The sequence below is a fragment of the Sphingopyxis sp. UBA6723 genome, assembly GCF_002454115.1.
In the GTDB taxonomy this organism is placed as follows: domain Bacteria; phylum Pseudomonadota; class Alphaproteobacteria; order Sphingomonadales; family Sphingomonadaceae; genus Sphingopyxis.
In genome coordinates this window covers 46146-65208 of record NZ_DKIH01000013.1, presented here as the reverse complement: position 1 = coordinate 65208, position 19063 = coordinate 46146, and the positions used below count along the sequence as shown (strand labels likewise).

The window sequence follows — 19063 nt, the reverse complement described above, 5'->3', positions numbered from 1 at the left end:
CTCAGCGCTCCTTCTTCTTGTACATTGCCAGCATGCGCGCGGTGACCGCAAAGCCACCAAAGATATTGATGCTCGCCATCACGACCGCGGCCAGCCCCAGCCATTTCGACGACGCCGAACCGGCGGCGGCACTGGCGATCAGCGCGCCGACGATGATCACCGACGAAATGGCGTTGGTCACGCTCATCAGCGGCGTATGCAGCGCCGGGGTCACCGACCACACGACGAAATAACCGACGAAGCACGCCAGGACAAAAATCGAAAATATCGCGATGAAATCCACGGCACGCTCCCCTGCTGATTCCGCTTGGCGCACCTCTTGCCGCGCACACGCCAGCGTGTCGACTCCAAAGCGGCCAAAAAGAAAGGCCCGCATCGCTCAATCATGAGAAATGCGGGCCGATCGGGACATTAAATGTCGCGGGAGCCGTTCGTTCGGCCCTCCGGATTACATCTTGGGGACGAGCACTGCGTCAACGACGTGGATCACCCCGTTCGACTGGCCAACATCGGCCTGCGTCACCGTCGCCTTGTTGCCGCTGGCGCTGGTCAGAATGATCGAATCGCCACTCTGGGTCGCGGTCAGATCCTGGCCTTCGACGGTTTTCAGAACTGCCTTGCCGCCGCCAGCGGTGATTTGCGACGCCAGATCAGCAGCCATCACCTTGCCGGGAACGACGTGATATTTCAGCACGCCTGCCAGCACTTCCTTTTGCGCCGGACGCATCCAGCCATCGCGCGTTACCGGCGCGACCTGCGAGAAGGCGGCGTCGGTCGGTGCGAAAACAGTGAACGGACCCGCGCCCGACAACGTTTCCACCAAACCGGCCTGCGTTACCGCAGTCACAAGCGTCTTGTGGATCGGGGAAGCCGACGCGTTTTCGACGATGGTCTTGGTCGGCAGCATCTCTGCGCCGCCGACCGTCGGGTTGGCACCGGCGGTATCGACGGGTGCCATTTCACCTTCGGTCACGGTCGTCGTTTCAGTCGCGGGCGTTTCGGGGCTGCTGTTGCAGCCTGCCAAGCCCAGGCCGACCGCGGCCGCGGCCGTCATCAAAAATGCGCGCTTCATAACATTCTCCTTTGAGATCGGCATCATGTTGCCGGGGTTGGTTCCGCAGCGGGTGCCGCTTCAGCAGGCGCAGCGGGTTCTGCCGCTGCGGCGGGCTTGATTTCGGGCATCAGAACGCCGTTGAGGATGTGGATTACCCCGTTCGACTGTGTGACGTCCGGCTGCGTGACATAACCGGTGCTGCCCTGGGTTCCATCAACCTTGATGTTACCCGACACTTCGGTGAAGGTTAGCGGCTGACCCTCGACGGTGGTCAGCGTCGCCTTGCCGCCACCCGCCTTGATCTTCGCAAACAGGTCCGCCGACGTGACTGCGCCCGGGACGACGTGATAGGTGAGCACCTGCGCCAGCGCCGCCTTGTTGGCAGGGTCCATCAGATAGGTGGTCATCGGCTGCGGGACCGCGGCAAAGGCCTGGTCGGTCGGTGCAAACACTGTGAAAGGTCCGGTGCCGCTCAGCGTTTCGGTCAGTCCGGCCGCGGTCAGCGCCTTTACCAGGGTCGTATGCTCGGGCGACTTCGTTGCATTCTGAACGATGTTCCAGCTCTCGACCATCGCACCTGCCGCGGCTTCGGCCTCGGCAACGGTGGCTTCGGTCGCGTCAGCGTCCGCGGCATAAGCCGGAGCGGACAGGGTTGCCGCGGTCAGAGCAAACAGGGGAAGAGCAATAAACTTCGCACGCATTATCGAGTCTCCATCGAATTGTGGCAGTTACGGTTGGAACCAACCAAAAGACGCACAGCGACGGAAAATGGTTTCATGCGAAGCGCGATAATGCGGCTTTTCTAACGCTTTGATGACAATAGGGGGCGGCAGCAACTACCGCTTGAGCAGGGTCTGCTCGGCCATGATGCGCTGGATGACGCGGGGATCGCTCTTGCGCGAAACCTTGACCTGCAACGGTTCGGCAGCGCCCGATACCCAGATCTTCATGTCGGCATCGAGGTCGAATGTCCCGGCTGTTTCCAACGCAAAGCGGACCACCGACCGCCACGGCACCGACTGAAACTCGACCTTCGATCCGGTGAGCCCCTGCACATTGATGTAAATCAGTCGCTGATCGGTCAGCAGCACCGAATCACGAATCGTGCGAAATGCCGCCAGGATGGTTTCACCGGCAATCAGCGCATGGCCGAATTCTGCCGAAGCGGATGTGACGTCAAGGTCGCTGGCACTGAACAACCCCATCAGCGCGGGGCCATCAGAGCAGCCGCTCGTTCACGACCTTGCCGCCCTGCGTCAGACGGATCGCGTTGCCGATTTCCTCGTCGAGAACCGGCTTGCCCGCCTCCTTGTCCCAGAAGGCAGACAGAAAGTTGAACAGGTTGCGGCTGAACAGCGCGCTGGTGTCAGCCGGCATCAACGCCGCGATATTGCTCGCACCGATCACGGTGACGCCGTGGATGCGCTTGGCTTCGCCCGACACCGAACCTTCGACATTGCCGCCGCTTTCGGCTGCCATGTCGACGATCACGCTGCCGGTGCGCATCGTCGCCAGCTGTGCGTCCGAAATCAGCCGCGGGGCGGGCCGCCCCGGGATCAGCGCGGTGGTGATGACGATGTCCTGCTTGGCGATGTGCGACGAAACCAGTTCGGCCTGCGCCGCCTTATATTCGTCGGACATTTCGGTGGCATAGCCGCCAGCGCCCTCGCCCTCGATCCCTGCGACACTCTCGACGAAGATCGGCTTGGCGCCGAGCGACATGATCTGTTCCTTGGTCGCGGCGCGCACGTCGGTCGCGCTGACCTGAGCGCCGAGGCGCCGTGCGGTCGCGATCGCCTGAAGCCCGGCAACCCCGACGCCCATGACGAAGGCTTTGGCAGCACTGACAGTGCCCGCCGCGGTCATCATCATCGGAAAGGCGCGGCCATAGGCGTTCGCTGCCATCAGCACCGCCTTGTAACCGGCGAGGTTTGCCTGGCTCGACAATATGTCCATCGACTGCGCGCGCGTGATGCGCGGCATGAACTCCATCGCCAGTGCTTCGATGCCCAGCTTCGCATATTCGTCGACCCGCGACCGTTCGCCGAACGGGTTGAGCCCCGCCGCCAGCCAGGCGCCGTCAGCAAAACCGCTCAGCCCCTTGGGATCCGGCCCCTGAATCGCGAGAATGATGTTCGCGCCCTTCAGCACCTCGGCGCGGCTGGCGACGTTGGCGCCCGCAGCGCTATAATCGGCATCGGCAACCGAGGCCGCCACGCCTGCCCCCGATTCGACGGCAACTTCGGCACCCAAACCTATGAATTTCTTAACGGTTTCAGGTGTGGCGGCGACGCGGGTCTCGCCGGGGGCGAGCTCCTTCAGGACAGCGATGCGCATGCCGACCCGGTCAGGACGCGATGAGGAGAACGACGAAGACGGTCACGATCGCGGTGATGATCGATCCGACTTTAAACAGGCTGATGAAACCGGAGTAGGTTTCTTCCGCTGCTTTCATTTCCTGCTCTGCCATGGCTTTTCCCCTTCAGTCGCCGTTTCCCCGGCACAGGCGCGCCGCGCCCGGCCCAGAATCGGCCTTCGCGCCGGTCTTAGCCACGCTACCGCTTATGCTCAAGGGCGCTTTGGGTCGACGGCCGACCGTAAAAGCCGAACGGCCTTAATCGCCCCTTTACCCGTGTGGCGTACATCACTGCACTTGAGCGGATGAATCGGCACATCAGTGCCGAAACAAGGGCAGATTCGAAAACGATGGCAACCACGCGCGACACGCGAACAGTGATGATCGTCGACAGCGAGCTGGCGCAGCAACGCTTTCTGGCGGCGCTGGTCTCGCGCGGCGGCTGGCGCAGCATTGTCGCGGGTGACGCCGATACCGCCCTGGCAAAGCTCGGCACCCAGGAAGGCATGGCGCTCGACGCCGTGCTCGTCGATCAGGGCACGCCCGGCATGGACATGGCAGAATTTGTCGCCGAACTGCGTCGCTGGCGCCCCGCGCTGCCACTTATCGTCATCACCATGCGTAACGGGGTCGAAGTTGCGGTTGGCGCAATGCGCGCCGGGGCGAGCGACTTCGTCCAGAAACCCATCGCGCCCGACCGCCTGCTCGAAGCACTTGACCGCGTCGTGTCGACCAGCGGCCCCCAGGGCGAACTGCGCCCGCTGACCGAAAAACTGCGTGCGCCGCTGGCTTTCGAGGAAATCATCGGGTCGAGCCCCAGTTTCCGCAGCGCGCTCGCCATTGCCGCCAAAGCGGCGCGCGCCCGCGTCCCCGTCATGATCAACGGCCGACCCGGCACGGGCAAGGAAGTCTTCGCGCGCGCCATCCACAGCGCGTCCCCCCGTGCGCGCGGCGCGCTGGTGATGGTCGATTGTTCGGCGGTTTCGCCGGGCCTGATCGGATCGGGCCTGTTCGGCCACGAACGCGGCGCCTTTGCGGGCGCTTTCGACCGTCAGATCGGTCGGCTGGTTCAGGCCGATGGCGGCAGTGTGATTATCGACCATGTCGAATGCATCCCGCTCGAAACCCAAGCGAAGCTTATCGAATTTCTCAATACCGGCGAAGTCCAGATGATCGGCGGCACGATCCGCCAGAGCGTCGATGTCCGCATCATCGCGACCAGCACCAGCCCGCTGGAAAAGCTGATCGAAGCGGGGCATTTCCGCGAAGACCTCTACTACGCGCTGTCCACGGCACAATTCACTCTGCCCTCACTGTCCGAGCGCCGCGGCGACGTCGGCCCGCTCGCCCGCCATTTGCTCGCACGCATTGGCGGTCTCCCCGGCATGGGGCCGATCGGGGTGACCGACGACGCGCTGCGCCTGCTCGCCGCTTATGCCTGGCCGGGCAATGTGCGCCAGTTGCAGGACGTGCTGTTCCGCGCCGCGGTCGGCAGCACCACCGACGTGCTGACCAGCGCCGACTTCCGCGCCATCGAAGCAACGCTCGGCGGCGGCAGCCCCAGCGGCGAAGGCGAGATCGCGATCAACGGCGAAGCGATCGGGGTCACGCTTTACCTTCCCGACGGCAACCTCCGCCCGCTCGAAGAAATCGAGGCCGACGTCATCCGCCTCGCCATCGGCCATTACCGCGGCCGGATGAGCGAAGTCGCCCGCCGCCTCGGCATCGGGCGCTCGACGCTGTACCGTAAACTCAGCGATCTCGGGATCGACACCGCCGCCTGACGGCTTTACGTCGCAACCATGAGTTTCGATTTTTCCGGAAGAACGGCGCTCGTCACCGGCGATGATTCGGGGATCGGCCTTGCCGTAGCCGATGCCTTGCGCGCCGCGGGCGCCACCGTCATCGGCATCGATCGTAGCCGCGGCGACGATGTTGCCGACCCAGACATGTGGTTGGAGCGCGCCGACAGCCTCGCCGCGGTCGATCTCGCGGTCGTCAACGCCGGGATCAGCGATGCCTCCCCGATCATCGATATCGACTTCATGGCCTGGCGGCGCTTGCTGGCGGTCAATCTCGACGGCGCGATGCTGAGCTTGCAGGCCGCGATGCGCGCCATGACCGCACACGGCCTAGGCGGCGCGATCGTCACGACCGCATCGATCTCCGGCATTAAGGCCGAACCGGGCACTGGCGCCTATGGCGCGTCCAAGGCAGCATTGATCCAGCTCACCAAGGTCGCCGCAAAGGAAGGCGCCCCGCACGGCATCCGCGTCAACGCGATCGCGCCGGGCGGGGTCGATACCCCGATCTGGGACGACATGCCCTTTTTCACCGACCTGATCGCCAGCGAAGGCTCGCGCGATGCGGCCATGACGGCGATGGCCAAAATGGCGACGCCGCTAGGTCGCTATGCAACCGCCGACGAGACGGCGGCGCAGATCCTGTTCCTGCTGTCCGATGCCGCCGCCACCATCACCGGCAGCGTGCTGACCAGCGACGGTGGCTACAGCCTGTAGGCCAGTTAAGCGTTCGCGATCGATTTCAGAATATCGTCGGTTGACTGGCTGGTCAGCGTCTTGGCGATCTCGCCCACCAGCGCCGCTTCGAGCGTCTTGTGATAGAGCTTGCGCATCTCGCCGAGTGTGCTCGGATCGGCGATCACGATCAGTTGCTTGATCTTGTTCGACAGCACGGCGGCGTTCAGCGCTTCGGCAACCGACGCCGCATGGCCCGCTTCCTCATTCTGACGCGGCGTGTCGCCCTGCCCGGCATTGTGCGCCGATTCGTCGCTCGTCGGCAAGTCGACCGCCTTCAAGCTGGGTTCCTGTTCGGTGCCACTGTTGCGGAACAGCTGAAACTGGGTGCCGTCGGCGACGGCGACATGCGAGCCGGTGGGAAGTTGCATAATATCTCCTGTGGGGATCGGCGCCGAGCTGGCGCCTGTGGTCCCCGGAGATACGCTGGAGCGCGATGAGGGTTGCCTCGGCTCGCCTCAGCCGGTGAGCGCCGCGTCGCGCAGCCCGCGCCACACGCGCAGCGCCTGGCGGTTCTCGGCAATGTCATGGACGCGCAGCAATTGCGCGCCCTGCGCCGCGGCCTGATAATGCAGCGCGACTGTACCCCCGAGGCGCTGGTCGGCTGGCGCCTCATTGTCGAGCGCCCCGATCATCCGCTTGCGGCTCGCCCCGAACAGGATCGGGCAGCCGAGCGTGTGGAATAGCGCGAGCCCATTGATCAGCGCCAGATTGTCGGCAACCCCCTTGCCGAACCCCAATCCCGGATCGACGATAATCTTTGCCGGATCGATCCCCGCTGTAACACATGCGGCGACGCGCTCGGCCAGCATGTCGTATACGTCAAACAGCACATGGGCGTATTCGCCGCCCGCATGCGGATCGCTCTTGGCCGATGGTGCATGCATCAGCACGACCGGACAGCCCGCGGCCAGCACAACTTCCATCGCGCGGTCGTCATAACGCAGCGCCGATACATCGTTGACGATCCGCGCCCCGGCGGCCAGCGCCGCCTCCATCACCGCAGCCTTGCGTGTGTCGATCGACACCGCGACGCCGCCCTTCGCCAGCGCCGCAACGACGCCTTCGACGCGCTGGATCTCGTCGCCGTCCCAGACCAGCGGAGCACCGGGCCGCGTCGATTCCCCGCCGACGTCGATGATCGCCGCGCCCGCGGTCGACATCGCAAAGCCCGCATCGGCCGCAGCGACCGCATCGACATGCTTGCCGCCGTCGGAAAAACTGTCGGGGGTGACGTTGAGGATACCCATCAGCTGCGGCTCGTTCAGCCGCACGATACGTTCGCCAAGCTGTAAAGCGCCGCGCGGTCGCACCACCCCGGCGCGCTGGGCGGTTGCCGCCTGCGCCAGACCGTCAGGCATTGCCGCGATCCAGTCGGCCCATTCGGCGACCATAACGATCGCCGCTTTGACGCTGGCGCCGTCGCGCAGGCTGATGTGCCAGGCCGCGAACCAGACCATCGTGTCGGCGATGCGGAGGCAATTGTCGTCGAGCTCGTGCGGGCGGTCGACAAAGCAGGTCGGGCGGCAATAGAGTTGCGCGGTGGCGGATGCGCTGCCGAGGTCGGGCTTCGTAAGTAGCGCAAACATCCCCATCCCCTTAATCGTTCGTACCGAGTTAAAGCCGCGTGTCCCCGCGAAGGCGGGGACCCATCTCCGGTCGGTTCAAGATGGCACCGGCAGGTGATGGGCTCCCGCCTTCGCGGGAGCACAGCGCATTTATCAAAGTCTGTTGATTTCTCTACGCCTCGTTGGCCAGCAACCAGTCCTGCCGTACCGCATCGATCACGCGCAATTCCTTGCCATTGTCGACATGCCAGAAGGTCCAGCCGTTACAGCTCGGCGCGCCCTGCACCCCGGCGCCGACCTTGTGGATCGACCCCGCGGGCTGGCCGTCGCAATCAAGACTGCCATCGACCCGCACTTTCGCCTTCCAGCGCCGCTTGGCATCGGTCAGCAGCGTACCCGGCGCGATCAGCCCGTCCGAAACCAGCATCCCGAATGCGACCCGCGTCGCCGCCTGCGGCGCCATCATCGTCTTCACCGCGCTCTCGTCGAGCGGCAGCGCCATTTCGATGCGTTCGAGCGCGGCGGCGATATAATCATCCTCGCGCTCGATGCCGATGAAGTGGCGGCCAAGGCGCTTGGCAACCGCACCCGTCGTACCCGTCCCGAAAAACGGATCGAGGATGACGTCGCCGGGGTTCGAACAAGCGAGCAGGATGCGATACAGCAACGCTTCGGGCTTCTGCGTCGGGTGAACCTTGGTCCCGCCCTTCTTGAGCCGCTCCTGCCCGCCGCAGATCGGAATCAGCCAGTCGCTGCGCATCTGCAATTCATCGTTGAGCGTCTTCATCGCGCGATAATTGAAGGTATAGCGCGCCTTCTCGCCCATCGACGCCCAGATCAACGTCTCATGCGCGTTGGTGAAGCGGGTACCCTTGAAATTGGGCATCGGGTTCGCCTTGCGCCACACGATGTCGTTGAGGATCCAATAGCCCTGATCCTGCAGCGCCGCGCCGACGCGGAAGATATTGTGATAGCTGCCGATGACCCAGATGCTGCCGCCGGGTTTCAGGATGCGCTTCGCTTCCTTCAGCCACGCGTGGGTGAAACGGTCATAGGTCGCGAGGCTGTCGAACTTGTCCCATTCGTCGTTGACCGCATCGACCTGACTGCCGTCAGGGCGATGCAGATCGCCGCCAAGCTGGAGGTTGTAGGGCGGATCGGCAAAGATCATGTCGATCGACGCCGCGGGCAGCGAGCGCATCATTTCGATGCAATCGCCCTGCAGGATGCGGTCGAGCGGCAGCTCCACGGGTGCCGTTTTCGCCGCCCGCTGCTTGACCGCCGGGGTCTTCACCCGTTCCATAACACCCATATTTGCCCCCGCGAAAATCCGAAAGAAGCCACTGATGAGTCCGGCGGAGTCCGCCGTCAAGCGCAGAAGTCTAGGGATTCCGCGTCACTAAGTGGTTAACGGGGTGAGAACGAAAGGAGTCTGACACAGCATATGGAGTCCGACGCGACTCGGGGACTCAACGGGTGGTGGTGTGGCGGTGAGGACTCAGTGGTGGAAAATAATCGTACTTCCCTCCCCCTCGACGGGGGACGGTTGCGCAGACTTGGCAGCTTGCTGCCTAGTCGAAGCTGGGAGAGGGTGATTGGTCGCGAAGCGACCGTGAGCCTTCGGCGCGCAACCCCTCATCCAAGTGCGCCTAGCCAGCAAGCTGGCAAGGCTCCCTATCCTTCTCCCGCAAGGGGAAAAGAATTACATCCCCGGATCAACCCCGGTCAGCTCCACCGACCGTTCCCACAATTCGCGCGCCAGCTTCGCGTCACGCGCCGTTCGCGTCGCGCGCGCCGGACCCGATCGCCCCGACACCTCACCCAACCCCTGCGGTCCCAGATAATCACCGCCCTGCACATGCGCCCCGGTCGCCGCCTGCAACGTCGGCCAGGCGCCCTGCGCGGCGCTGTTGAAAAAGGGCGTCGCCAGCGGCGTCATCCCGCGTAGCGGGAACGGCAGGTGCCGTGTCAACTCGGTGATCGCAACCCCCGGATGGCACCCGATCGCCTGCGTCGCCCGCTCGGCGGCACCCAGCCGCCGGTCGAGTTCGAACATATGCAGCAAATTCGCCAGCTTGCTCATCTGATAGCGCTGATATTTCTGATAGCTGCGCGATGCCGACAGGTCGCTGAAATCGATTACTCCGCCCTTGTGCGCAATGCTGCCGGTGATGACGATGCGATCCTCGACATGGCCATGCACCAACCCGGTGAAAGCAAAGCTGCCAAGGTGATTGACCCCGAATTGCAGCTCGAAACCCTGTTTGGTCAGCGTCTTGGGCGGAATCATCACCCCGGCGTTGTTGACCAGCACGTCGATCCGCGGCCCCGCCAACACCGCGGCCCCCGCTTCGCGCACCTGATCGAGATCGGCGAGGTCGAGCGGCTGGAACGACAGCTCGGCCTTGGGAACATCGGTGCGGATGCGATCCATCGCCGCGGTCGCTCGATCGGCGTCGCGACACGCCAGAATGACGTGCGCGCCGCGCGCCGCCAGTACCCGGCTCGTTTCGAAACCGATCCCGGCATTGGCACCGGTGACAAGAAAGGTGCGGCCGGTCTGGGCCGACACATCATCGGCCGTGAATCCCTTGCTCATCGCCGTCTCCTGTTGCTCAGACCAGCTGCATTTGTGCGACCGGGGCAAAACTGGTCCGGTGAAGCGGCGTCGGGCCATATTGGCGCAGCGCCGCGAGATGCTGGGCGGTACCATAGCCCATGTTGCGCTCCCAGCCAAAGGCGGGGAATTCCTGCGCCATGCGGATCATGAAACGGTCGCGATGTTCCTTGGCGATGATGCTTGCCGCCGAAATGCACGGGTGGAGCGCATCGCCGCCAATGATCGCGCGCGCGGTGTAGCGCCAGCGCGGCAAGCGGTTGCCATCGACCAGCACCTCCCCGGGCTCGACCCCCAGCGCCTCGACCGCGCGCGTCATCGCGAGCAGGGTGGCCTGCAAAATGTTGATGCGGTCGATTTCTTCGACACTCGCTTCGCCGATGCCCCAGCGGCAATGCGCCTTGATCAGCGCTTCGAGTTCGGCGCGGCGTTTGGCGGAGAGTTTCTTGCTGTCGTCGAGACCCGGGATGCCATCGGGACACAGGATCACCGCCGCGGCGACAACGGGACCGGCAAGCGGCCCGCGCCCTGCCTCGTCAACGCCGACGATCATCGGCCAAAGCTCAGCAAAGCGAACCCCATTGTCCGTTCGTGTCGAGCGAAGTCGAGACACGTCGAGTTTGTGCTGGCCTTCGCGTGTCTCGACTTCGCTCGACACGAACGGGAGAAAATAGTGCCGTCCAGATCTACACCCGCCACGGCGGGTACCTGCGATATTCGCCCGCCTGATACAGGCACAGCCGGTTCCCCGCCGGATCGCTGAGCCGCGCCTCGCGCCAGCCCCATTCTTCATCCTGCGGCATCTGCTCGAACCGCACCCCGCGCCGCGCCAGATAGGCAACCCACGCGTCGAGCGCGCCGCTTTCCAAATAGGTCGTAACGCCGCTGCTCGGCGCCGCACCCTTGTGGATCGACAGCGTCACGCCATTCGCCGCCTCGAACCGGGCATAGCCGTTATCCGGACTATCGACGATCTGCGTCAGCCCCATCTGCTTATAGAAGGCAACCGACGCCGCATAATCGCTCGCGGGCAAGGTGATCTGGTTGAGCGCCGGGCCGGTGAACAATCCGTCGTTGCGAACGCACTGCTGCCCCATCGGGCCATGCCCCGCCCCCAGCCCTGGCGCATCGAGTAGCGCCAGCCGCACGAAATCGCGCGCCCGCGCAATCGCGGGTTCCAGCGGCATGCCCTGTGCCAGCCCGGTCGCGATTGCGCTCGCCAGCGTGCAGCCGGTGCCATGGGTACTGGGGGTGTCGATCCGCGGCGCTTCCCAGCGCGCGACTTCGCCTTCGCCGGTTTCGAGCAGGCGGTCGATGACGGTCTCGCCCTCGGCATGCCCCCCCTTGATCAGCAGCGAACAGCCGTGCGCCAGCACCGCGTCCTCGCCGCCCAGCGCGTCCAGTTCGGGCAGGTTGGGCGTCACGACCATCGCACGGTTGAGCAAGGGGCGGAACGCATCAATCGTCGCGCTATCGGCCAGCACCGATCCGCTGGTCGCGACCATCACCGGGTCGAACACCACCGCCGCCTGCGCCAGACCGGGCCGTGACAGCCTTTCCGCCACCGCCGCCGCAGTTTCGGCGCTGCCGATCATCCCGATCTTGACGGCATCGACGCCGATGTCGGACGCAACGCTGTCGATCTGCGCCAGCACCATGTCGGTCGGCACCGGATGAACGCCCTGCACCCCCAGCGTGTTCTGCGCCGTGATCGCGGTGATCGCGGTCATCGCGTGACCGCCGAGCATCGTGACCGTCTTGATATCGGCCTGAATGCCCGCGCCGCCGCCGCTATCCGACCCGGCTATGATCAGGACGCGGGCGATCACGATAGTATCTCCACATCTTCGTCATGCCGGACTTGATCCGGCATCCTTCGCCGCGCGGGCGTTATGGACCCCGGATCAAGTCCGGGGTGACGAAGAGAGCCAATCGTCAAACCTTGTATTTCCGCACCGTCGAGCCGGGATATTTCGCCAGGATCGCGCCTTCGCGCAGCGGCCGGTCGAGCAGGTCGCCGCCGCAATTGGGGCAGCGCTCGTCCATCCGGTCGGCGCAATTGGCGCAAAATGTACACTCCATCGAACAGATGAAGGCGCCATGGACATTCGCGGGCAAATCTCGGCCGCATTTTTCGCAATCGGGTCGCATTTCAAGCATAGTCGGTCTCTTTCAGTTCTGATGAATTGATGGGTTATGCCGTTGCCGCGCGAACCGCGTCGCAAATCATGTCGACGACGCGCTCGACCTGCCCAGCATCGTCGCCCTCGGCCATGACGCGGATCAACGGCTCGGTGCCCGACGGGCGGATGACCAGTCGGCCACGCCCGGCGAGCGCTGCCTCGCCCTCGGCGATCGCCGCTTGCACCTTGACATCGTCCAGCGGCTTGCCACCCGAAAAGCGCACATTTTTCAGCAACTGCGGCACCGGGTCGAACTGGTGCAGCAATTCGCTCGCCGGTTTGTCCGCCGCAACCAGCTCGGCCAGCACCTGCAAGCCCGCCAGCGTGCCGTCGCCGGTCGTCGCATAATCCGACAGGATCATATGCCCCGACTGTTCGCCGCCGACGTTGAAACCGCCTTCCTTCATCCGTTCGAGCACATAACGGTCGCCGACCTTGGTCCGCTCCAGCCGCAGCCCCGCGCCTTCCAGAAAGCGTTCGAGCCCGAGGTTTGACATCACCGTCGCGACGACGCCGCCGCCTTTCAGCCGCCCCTGCCGCGCCCAGCTCGCGCCAATCAGCGCCATGATCTGGTCGCCGTCGACAATCTTGCCCTTTTCATCGACCACGATCAGCCGGTCGGCATCGCCGTCGAGCGCGATGCCGATGTCGGCGCCGCTGGCGACCACGGTTTCCTGGAGCAGCGCAGGCGCGGTCGAGCCGCATTTGTCGTTGATGTTGATGCCATTCGGCGTGATCCCGATCGCGACGACATCGGCGCCCAATTCCCAGAACACCGTCGGCGCACTGTTATACGCGGCGCCATTCGCGCAATCGAGCACGATACGCAGCCCGTCGAGCCGCACCGATTCGGGCAGGCTCTGTTTCACTGCATGAATATAGCGTCCGCGCGCATCCTCGATCCGCTTGGCGCGGCCGATATGCGCGGGGTCGGCCAGCATCGGCTGCTGCGCCAGCAGCAATTCGATCTGCGCCTCATCCTCGTCGGACAGCTTGTAACCGTCGGGGCCGAACAGCTTGATACCATTATCATAATAGGGATTGTGGCTCGCCGACAGCATCACGCCCAGGTCGGCGCGCATCGACCGCGTCAGCATCGCGATCGCCGGGGTCGGCATCGGTCCGACCTGCACCACATCCATGCCGACGCTGGTAAACCCCGCGACCAGCGCATTTTCGAGCATATAGCCCGACAATCGCGTGTCCTTGCCAATCACCACCCGGTGCTTGTGGTCGCCGCGCAGGAAATGCGCGCCCGCCGCCATGCCGACGCGCATCGCGACCTCGACGGTCATCGGGATCTGGTTCGTCAGCCCGCGAATCCCGTCGGTTCCGAAAAACTTGCGCATATACCCTCTGCTACTTAAGCCGAGGGTCAGACCAATGCCTGCCCGGCTTCTTCCGGATGGCCCTAAGTCACCCTCTTTTGCTTGGCAAGCTGGCCAGGAATATCGCCGGGAGAATATCGCTTGAAATCAGCATGGATTGTCCTCTCGGCGCTGGTTGCCGGGATGTTGCTGGGAATTGGCGTCGAATTGGCCGCGCCAGGTACCGGCACTGCGTCGCTATTGTATGTGGAACCCATCGGGCTGCTGTGGCTCAATGCGCTGAAAATGACGATTGTCCCGCTCGTCGTCGCGTTGTTGATCACCGGGATCACCGCCACCGCCGACGCCGCACGCGCGGGGAAATTGGCCGCACGTGCCGTCATGACCTTCTTGGCCGCGATTTTCCTCTCCGGGCTGATGTCGTTGTTGATGACGCCGTTGTTGCTGCGCCTGTTTCCGTTGTCGAGCAGCGCGGCGACAGCTTTGCGTAATGGCCTCGGTGGCACCGCCGAGGCGGTTCCATCCCCAACCTTTGCTGACTTCATTCTCAAACTGATACCAACCAATCCCATTGCAACGGCGGCCGAAACGGACATTCTACCGCTCATCGTCTTCACCACCATCTTCGCCTTCGCGATCACCCGCCTCCCTTCACCCCAGCGCGCGACGCTGTCAGGCTTCTTCAAGGCGCTCGGCGACGCGATGCTGATCGTCATCAGCTGGGTGCTCGCGCTCGCCCCGATCGGGGTCTTCGCCCTCGGCTATGCGCTCGCGGTCAAGGCAGGGTTCGCGGCGTTCGGCGGGCTGATCCACTATGTCCTGATCCTGATGGGAATCGGCGTGAGCTGCCTCATCCTCGGCCTGCTGCTCGCCTGGCTCGTGGTCGGCATATCGCTGCCGCGTTTCGTGCGCGCGATGGTGCCGACGATGGCGGTCGCGATCAGCACCCAAAGCTCGCTCGCCAGCCTGCCCGCGATGCTCAAATCGTCCGAAGAGTTGGGGGTCGATCCCAAAAAGGCCGACGTCGTCCTCCCGCTCGCGGTCGCACTGTTCCGCTTCACCAGCCCGGCGATGAACCTCGCGGTCGTCATTTATGTCGCCTGGTTGTTCGGGGTCGAACTGACCCCATGGGAGATGGGCGTCGGCCTGCTCGTCGCCATGGCGGCGGCATTGAGTTCGGTGAGCCTTCCCGGTTCGATCAGCTTCGTCACCTCGATTGCGCCGATCGCGGTGTCGATGGGCGTTCCCGTCGCGCCGCTCGGGCTGCTTGTCGCGGTCGAAACCTTCCCCGATATTTTCCGCACCCTCGGCAATGTCGTCGGCGACGTCGCCGCGACCAAATTTGCCGCCGACAGCGTTGAAGAACCCGAACCGACAGGAGAAATGCCATGAAATATCGCAAGCTCGGACACGGCCTTGAAGTCTCCGCAATCGGCATCGGCTGCATGCCCATGATCAAGGGCGGCAACATCCTCTATGGCGAAGCCGCCGACCTCGACGAATCGACCGCGACGATCCACCGCGCGATCGACATGGGCGTCACCTTTTTCGACACCGCGCAAATCTATGGCCCGTTCAGCAACGAGGAACTGCTGGGCGCCGCGATCAAAGGCAAGCGCGACGGCTTGGTCATCGCGACGAAGTTTGGCTTCAAGTTCGACGGCAACCAGATTGTGGGGGTCGATGGCTCGCCCGAAAATGCCCGGCGCAGCTGCGAAGGCTCGCTGCAGCGGCTCGGCATCGACACCATCGACCTGTTCTACCAGCACCGCGTCGATCCCGCGATCCCGATCGAGGAGGTCGTCGGCGGGATGATGGAGTTGGTGAACGAGGGCAAGGTGCGCCACATCGCGCTGTCCGAGGCTGGCCCCGAAACGCTGCGCCGCGCCGCCAAGGCCGCGCCGATCACCGCGCTGCAAAGCGAATACTCGATCTGGGAACGCGACGTAGAGGACGAAATCCTCGGCGTCTGCCGCGAGAATGGCATCGGCTTCGTCCCCTATTCGCCGCTCGGCCGCGGTTTCCTCGCGGGCGCGGTGCGCAGCCGCGACGAATTGCCCGAGCATGACTGGCGCCGCAACGATCCGCGCTATTCGGACGAAAACCTGCCCGCCAACCTCGCGATAGTCGACGCGATCGGCGCGGTGGCGGACAAGCATGGCGTGTCGAAAGCACAGGTCGCGCTCGCCTGGCTGCTCGCGCAGGGCGACGGCATCGTCCCGATACCCGGCACCAAACGCCGCGTCACGATGGAGGACAGCGTCGGCGCCGCCGACGTCACGCTGACCGCCGAAGACCTCGCGGCGATCGACGCGGCGGCGCCAAAGGGCGGGACCAGCGGCCCGCGCTATGGCGAACAGGGTATGCGGATGGTGCGGTTGTAGCGGAACAAGCAAGGACGCAGGAACCGGCGGCTTTCGACCAAAAATGGCGATAGCGTTCTCGTCACCCCGGACTTGATCCGGGGTCCCGCTTTGCGTGAGAGGCTTGCGATTGCGTCAAAAAGCGGGATCCCGGGTCAAGCCCGGGATGACGAAGGAGGTGACTGCTCTCACCCCTAAACGGCCAATCTCAACCGCTCTGCTCGCTCCCCAACCCGTCAACCTTCTCCACCAACGCATCGATCTTGTGATGCAACCGCATGATCTCCAGTTCGGCGCGCAAGTTGATCTCATAGTCCAGGCTGGCCGCCAGCCGGTCCTTCGCCGACGCGCGGTTCTGGCTCATCATGATGATCGGCGCCTGCACCGCGGCCAGCGTCGACAGCATCAGGTTCAGGAAAATGAACGGATAAGGGTCGAACGCCGCGCCCCAGCGCGCCAGCACTTCCGAATTGAGCAGCATCCAGCCGAGCAGCACGAGAGTAAACAAGATGATGAACCCCCACGACCCGCCGACCGCGGCGACGCGATCGGACAGGCGCGCGCCAAAGCTCGCCTCGGCGTCGTCTATATCAGCGGCATCGCGGCTCGTCGGTTCATGCGCGGCGATCGCGCCGATGACGCGGCGCTCCTCGGCATCGAGCTCGTCATAAGTCCGACCGAGCAACCGCAGCGCGAGATCGGAGGCGTGGACGTCGGCGTTCATCGCTACCCGACCCAGCGCCAGATGCCCGCGACCATATAGCCCAGTGCGCCATGCCCCCATGTCGCCGCCAGCCACAGGACGATACCACCGAACAATGCGTGCGGGCGCGGGACCGTGTCGCCCCACGGCGTGGCGCCGCCAATCTGCCGCGCAAAAGGGACAAAGCTGGTCCGCGCCGCCCAGTGCCGCCAGCTGTCGCCCATCAGCCGCGCCTTCTTGACATCCTGTCCCGCCGAACCGACCAGCGCCAGAAAGACGATCGTTCCCGACAGGATGATCTGCGCGGGCGTTGGCACGACCATGACGTGCGCGACCGCCCACAGGGCAAAGCTCCACATCATCGGATGCCGCGTGATCGCGAACACCCCGCGCGGCGCGCCTTGCGCGGCGGCGGCGGCACCGGGCGCTGCCAGCGCCGGATTGCCGATCAGCGATCCCATGAACAGCACGCTGGCCAGCAGCGTGATCACCGACGCGACGATCCAAAGCGCGTCACCGACCGCCCATAATGGCGGTTCGGGCGGCATCCCGCGCCACGCCTGAACGACCATGATCAGCGTGGCGATCGCGACGATCGAATAAACGATCTGGAAACCCCGCTCACCCAGCCGACCGGCCAGTCCGGCGCGAAGCGGATGCGACAGCGCCAGATGCGACCCGACGAAAAGGACGCAGGTCGTGATCAAAAGCGACATCGGTTGCATGGACAGGGCTCCCTTTACCAAGGGACGCCCATACCATGTTGCGTCATCCCGGCGAAGCCTGTCCTGAGCGCCTGCAAGGCAGTCGAAGGGGCCGGGATCTCGCCGCTGCGTTATCGAGCGACGGTGAGATCGTGTTCGGAGTCACGCGCCTCCGTACACCCTTCGCCGGGATGACGAACAAACAGATTGGCGTCCAACCTAACGATCATAAGCCTTCGGCAATGCACCCTCGCTCGGCGTCGCATAGCGATCGCGCAGGCGGTCCTGCCGCGTCGTCAGCGATTGCGCCTTGCCGTCGATCCAGATCGCGGTCGGGCGACTGCCGAGTTCGAGCGGGTCATTGTCCCACATCACAACGTCGCCGACGCGGCCCGGGCGCAGAGACCCGATGCTGGCCTCCATGCCGACCGCCCGCGCCGGGGCGCTGCTGATCGACGCGAACGCCTGATCCCAGGACATCCCGCTGGCGCCGGGCAATCGCGCCAACCCGACCAAATTGCCCGCATATTGCGTCGCATAGCCCATCTTGTGTGCATCATCGTCGTCGAACACCCCGACCGACACATCGACCCCCGCGGCTTTCAGCCGTCCGGCATTCGACTGCGTTGCGCCAAGCTGCTCGAAACTCGACGGCAGGTCGGTCAGCGGCGATACCAGCACTGGCACCTTCGCCGCCGCCAGTTCGCGCGCGACCAACCAGCCTTCGGCGACCCCGACCAGCACCAGCTTCAGCGCCGGAAAATCGCCCTTCAGCTTGATGACGTTCAGGATGTCGGATGCCCGGTCGACCCGCACAAACAGCGGGGTGACCCCATTGATCACCTGCACCAGCGCATCGGCATCGGCGCGCTGGATCATCGCGTCATTGCCCCATTCGGCGAGCGTCGCGGGATTGCGCGCATAGCTGCGCGCCGCGAGCAATTGTTCGCGGAACAACAGGAAGGTCGCGGCGCGGCTGCCCCCCGCCTTCGCCGATCCCGCCTCGCCAAACGCCACGAATTGCAGCGCGCGCGGCTTGGTCACCATGTCCATATCATCGGCCAGGTCGACGACCGCGCCCTGCCCGGCGAACAAATTGCTGCTGCCCCCCGGCGCGACGATCGCACGCGTGATCCCCGACGCGCGGTTCACCGCGACCGGCGATCCCATCGGGTTCAGCGCTGGCGCAATATCGAGCCCCGCCGAAAAACGCGTCCGCGGCGCATTGCGATCGTTGGTGCCGCCCACCGCATCGACCTCGACCAGCCCGACACGGCTGAACGCCGCGACGATCCCCGGTGTGACCCAGCGGCCCCCGGCATCGACGCGCTCGACCCCGGCGGGCACAGCGACGCCAGCGCCCGCGGCAACAACCTTGCCGCCGCGCACGACGACGGTGCCGCCCTCGATCGGCGCGCTGCCGTCACCGATGACAAGCTTTGCGTTGGTGATCGCGATGTCTTGGGCCGCAGCCGGTGCAGCAAGCGCCAAGGCTGCCACCAGTGCGCTCCCCAACCCGGCCAGCGCGGTGCTGCTGCGAAGGCAGGGGCCCATCACCCGAGCTGTCGCCTTCTCACCACCGTCTACCGAATGCCGCAATGACCGGAGATGGGCCCCTGCCTTCGCAGGGGCGCGAGAGACCAAGGAAAT

The 19063-nt window shown here is 64.6% G+C and carries 21 protein-coding genes; 4 read left to right on the top strand and 17 right to left on the bottom strand.

Annotation, left to right across the window (positions count from 1 at the left end; all coding sequences use genetic code 11):
* Position 1: 1 nt before the first annotated feature.
* The 6 genes from B4F07_RS13580 to B4F07_RS13555 all read right to left on the bottom strand — a co-directional run bounded on the left by B4F07_RS13580 (position 2) and on the right by B4F07_RS13555 (position 3524).
* The gene (locus B4F07_RS13580; protein ID WP_039573456.1) at positions 2-283 is read right to left on the bottom strand and encodes a proton-translocating transhydrogenase family protein; all 282 of its coding nucleotides are present in this window, start codon (positions 281-283) and stop codon (positions 2-4) included.
* A 165-nt stretch (positions 284-448) separates the two neighbouring features.
* Positions 449-1072, bottom strand: a complete 624-nt coding sequence (locus B4F07_RS13575) for a fasciclin domain-containing protein (protein WP_293697302.1) — start codon at positions 1070-1072, stop codon at positions 449-451.
* Between the two features lie 23 nt (positions 1073-1095).
* A complete protein-coding gene (locus tag B4F07_RS13570) occupies positions 1096-1755 on the bottom strand; it encodes a fasciclin domain-containing protein (RefSeq protein ID WP_293697304.1) in 660 nt (219 codons plus the stop codon).
* Positions 1756-1890: 135 nt separating this feature from the next.
* Positions 1891-2259, bottom strand: coding sequence for a PH domain-containing protein (locus B4F07_RS13565; RefSeq protein WP_293697306.1), 369 nt, complete (start codon positions 2257-2259; stop codon positions 1891-1893).
* 13 nt (positions 2260-2272) lie between these two features.
* Complete coding sequence (locus B4F07_RS13560; RefSeq protein ID WP_293697308.1) at positions 2273-3391, bottom strand: NAD(P) transhydrogenase subunit alpha; 1119 nt, start codon at positions 3389-3391, stop codon at positions 2273-2275.
* 10 nt (positions 3392-3401) lie between these two features.
* On the bottom strand, positions 3402-3524 hold the full coding sequence (locus B4F07_RS13555; RefSeq protein WP_293697310.1) for an aa3-type cytochrome c oxidase subunit IV: 123 nt from the start codon (positions 3522-3524) through the stop codon (positions 3402-3404).
* A 236-nt stretch (positions 3525-3760) separates the two neighbouring features.
* Here B4F07_RS13555 and B4F07_RS13550 point away from each other — a divergent pair, with 236 nt between their 5' ends.
* Positions 3761-5194 carry a sigma-54-dependent transcriptional regulator gene (locus B4F07_RS13550; protein ID WP_293697311.1) on the top strand — a complete coding sequence of 478 codons (1434 nt, stop codon included), beginning with the start codon at positions 3761-3763 and terminating at the stop codon, positions 5192-5194.
* 18 nt (positions 5195-5212) lie between these two features.
* On the top strand, positions 5213-5929 hold the full coding sequence (locus B4F07_RS13545) for an SDR family NAD(P)-dependent oxidoreductase (protein WP_293697313.1): 717 nt from the start codon (positions 5213-5215) through the stop codon (positions 5927-5929).
* 5 nt (positions 5930-5934) lie between these two features.
* Here the strand turns inward: B4F07_RS13545 and B4F07_RS13540 are convergent, their stop codons facing one another.
* From B4F07_RS13540 to glmM, 8 genes are all read right to left on the bottom strand, one after another.
* The gene (locus B4F07_RS13540; RefSeq protein ID WP_293697315.1) at positions 5935-6318 is read right to left on the bottom strand and encodes a host attachment family protein; all 384 of its coding nucleotides are present in this window, start codon (positions 6316-6318) and stop codon (positions 5935-5937) included.
* Positions 6319-6405: 87 nt separating this feature from the next.
* The gene (folP, locus tag B4F07_RS13535; RefSeq protein WP_293697316.1) at positions 6406-7536 is read right to left on the bottom strand and encodes a dihydropteroate synthase; all 1131 of its coding nucleotides are present in this window, start codon (positions 7534-7536) and stop codon (positions 6406-6408) included.
* 151 nt (positions 7537-7687) lie between these two features.
* A complete protein-coding gene (locus tag B4F07_RS13530) occupies positions 7688-8827 on the bottom strand; it encodes a site-specific DNA-methyltransferase (RefSeq protein ID WP_293697318.1) in 1140 nt (379 codons plus the stop codon).
* Positions 8828-9217: 390 nt separating this feature from the next.
* The gene (locus B4F07_RS13525) at positions 9218-10114 is read right to left on the bottom strand and encodes an oxidoreductase (protein WP_293697320.1); all 897 of its coding nucleotides are present in this window, start codon (positions 10112-10114) and stop codon (positions 9218-9220) included.
* Between the two features lie 16 nt (positions 10115-10130).
* Positions 10131-10685 (bottom strand): ribonuclease HII, encoded by a 555-nt coding sequence (locus tag B4F07_RS13520; RefSeq protein ID WP_293697322.1) that lies wholly within the window; start codon positions 10683-10685, stop codon positions 10131-10133.
* 133 nt (positions 10686-10818) lie between these two features.
* The gene (gene thiD / locus B4F07_RS13515; protein WP_293697324.1) at positions 10819-11961 is read right to left on the bottom strand and encodes a bifunctional hydroxymethylpyrimidine kinase/phosphomethylpyrimidine kinase; all 1143 of its coding nucleotides are present in this window, start codon (positions 11959-11961) and stop codon (positions 10819-10821) included.
* Between the two features lie 106 nt (positions 11962-12067).
* Entirely contained in the window at positions 12068-12292 is a 225-nt protein-coding gene (locus B4F07_RS13510; RefSeq protein WP_088441675.1) for a DUF1272 domain-containing protein, read from the bottom strand.
* 34 nt (positions 12293-12326) lie between these two features.
* Positions 12327-13664: a phosphoglucosamine mutase gene (gene glmM, locus B4F07_RS13505; RefSeq protein ID WP_293697327.1), complete on the bottom strand. Its 1338-nt coding sequence runs from the start codon at positions 13662-13664 to the stop codon at positions 12327-12329.
* A gap of 120 nt (positions 13665-13784) precedes the next feature.
* Here glmM and B4F07_RS13500 point away from each other — a divergent pair, with 120 nt between their 5' ends.
* Both B4F07_RS13500 and B4F07_RS13495 read left to right on the top strand, forming a co-directional pair.
* Positions 13785-15035, top strand: coding sequence for a dicarboxylate/amino acid:cation symporter (locus B4F07_RS13500; RefSeq protein WP_293697329.1), 1251 nt, complete (start codon positions 13785-13787; stop codon positions 15033-15035).
* Entirely contained in the window at positions 15032-16027 is a 996-nt protein-coding gene (locus tag B4F07_RS13495; protein WP_293697331.1) for an aldo/keto reductase, read from the top strand. Before B4F07_RS13500 ends, B4F07_RS13495 begins: the two co-directional genes overlap by 4 nt.
* A 187-nt stretch (positions 16028-16214) precedes the next feature.
* Here B4F07_RS13495 and B4F07_RS13490 read toward each other — a convergent pair whose 3' ends face one another.
* The 3 genes from B4F07_RS13490 to B4F07_RS13480 all read right to left on the bottom strand — a co-directional run bounded on the left by B4F07_RS13490 (position 16215) and on the right by B4F07_RS13480 (position 18967).
* Positions 16215-16730 (bottom strand): DUF1003 domain-containing protein, encoded by a 516-nt coding sequence (locus tag B4F07_RS13490; RefSeq protein ID WP_293697333.1) that lies wholly within the window; start codon positions 16728-16730, stop codon positions 16215-16217.
* A 2-nt stretch (positions 16731-16732) separates the two neighbouring features.
* Complete coding sequence (locus B4F07_RS13485) at positions 16733-17434, bottom strand: NnrU family protein (protein WP_293697335.1); 702 nt, start codon at positions 17432-17434, stop codon at positions 16733-16735.
* Between the two features lie 198 nt (positions 17435-17632).
* On the bottom strand, positions 17633-18967 hold the full coding sequence (locus tag B4F07_RS13480) for an amidohydrolase family protein (RefSeq protein ID WP_293697515.1): 1335 nt from the start codon (positions 18965-18967) through the stop codon (positions 17633-17635).
* Positions 18968-19063: the final 96 nt, after the last annotated feature.

What these genes read in the sequence shown, in the direction of transcription:
- folP (WP_293697316.1), bottom strand. Translation starts at nt 7,536, where the DNA reads ATGTTTGCGCTACTTACGAAGCCCGACCTCGGCAGCGCATCCGCCACC.
- B4F07_RS13480 (WP_293697515.1), bottom strand. Translation starts at nt 18,967, where the DNA reads ATGGGCCCCTGCCTTCGCAGCAGCACCGCGCTGGCCGGGTTGGGGAGC.
- B4F07_RS13540 (WP_293697315.1), bottom strand. Translation starts at nt 6,318, where the DNA reads ATGCAACTTCCCACCGGCTCGCATGTCGCCGTCGCCGACGGCACCCAG.
- B4F07_RS13485 (WP_293697335.1), bottom strand. Translation starts at nt 17,434, where the DNA reads ATGCAACCGATGTCGCTTTTGATCACGACCTGCGTCCTTTTCGTCGGG.
- B4F07_RS13570 (WP_293697304.1), bottom strand. Translation starts at nt 1,755, where the DNA reads ATGCGTGCGAAGTTTATTGCTCTTCCCCTGTTTGCTCTGACCGCGGCA.
- B4F07_RS13495 (WP_293697331.1), top strand. Translation starts at nt 15,032, where the DNA reads ATGAAATATCGCAAGCTCGGACACGGCCTTGAAGTCTCCGCAATCGGC.
- B4F07_RS13555 (WP_293697310.1), bottom strand. Translation starts at nt 3,524, where the DNA reads ATGGCAGAGCAGGAAATGAAAGCAGCGGAAGAAACCTACTCCGGTTTC.
- B4F07_RS13530 (WP_293697318.1), bottom strand. Translation starts at nt 8,827, where the DNA reads ATGGGTGTTATGGAACGGGTGAAGACCCCGGCGGTCAAGCAGCGGGCG.
- glmM (WP_293697327.1), bottom strand. Translation starts at nt 13,664, where the DNA reads ATGCGCAAGTTTTTCGGAACCGACGGGATTCGCGGGCTGACGAACCAG.
- B4F07_RS13550 (WP_293697311.1), top strand. Translation starts at nt 3,761, where the DNA reads ATGGCAACCACGCGCGACACGCGAACAGTGATGATCGTCGACAGCGAG.
- B4F07_RS13560 (WP_293697308.1), bottom strand. Translation starts at nt 3,391, where the DNA reads ATGCGCATCGCTGTCCTGAAGGAGCTCGCCCCCGGCGAGACCCGCGTC.
- B4F07_RS13520 (WP_293697322.1), bottom strand. Translation starts at nt 10,685, where the DNA reads ATGATCGTCGGCGTTGACGAGGCAGGGCGCGGGCCGCTTGCCGGTCCC.
- B4F07_RS13545 (WP_293697313.1), top strand. Translation starts at nt 5,213, where the DNA reads ATGAGTTTCGATTTTTCCGGAAGAACGGCGCTCGTCACCGGCGATGAT.
- B4F07_RS13525 (WP_293697320.1), bottom strand. Translation starts at nt 10,114, where the DNA reads ATGAGCAAGGGATTCACGGCCGATGATGTGTCGGCCCAGACCGGCCGC.
- B4F07_RS13490 (WP_293697333.1), bottom strand. Translation starts at nt 16,730, where the DNA reads ATGAACGCCGACGTCCACGCCTCCGATCTCGCGCTGCGGTTGCTCGGT.
- B4F07_RS13575 (WP_293697302.1), bottom strand. Translation starts at nt 1,072, where the DNA reads ATGAAGCGCGCATTTTTGATGACGGCCGCGGCCGCGGTCGGCCTGGGC.
- B4F07_RS13510 (WP_088441675.1), bottom strand. Translation starts at nt 12,292, where the DNA reads ATGCTTGAAATGCGACCCGATTGCGAAAAATGCGGCCGAGATTTGCCC.
- B4F07_RS13565 (WP_293697306.1), bottom strand. Translation starts at nt 2,259, where the DNA reads ATGGGGTTGTTCAGTGCCAGCGACCTTGACGTCACATCCGCTTCGGCA.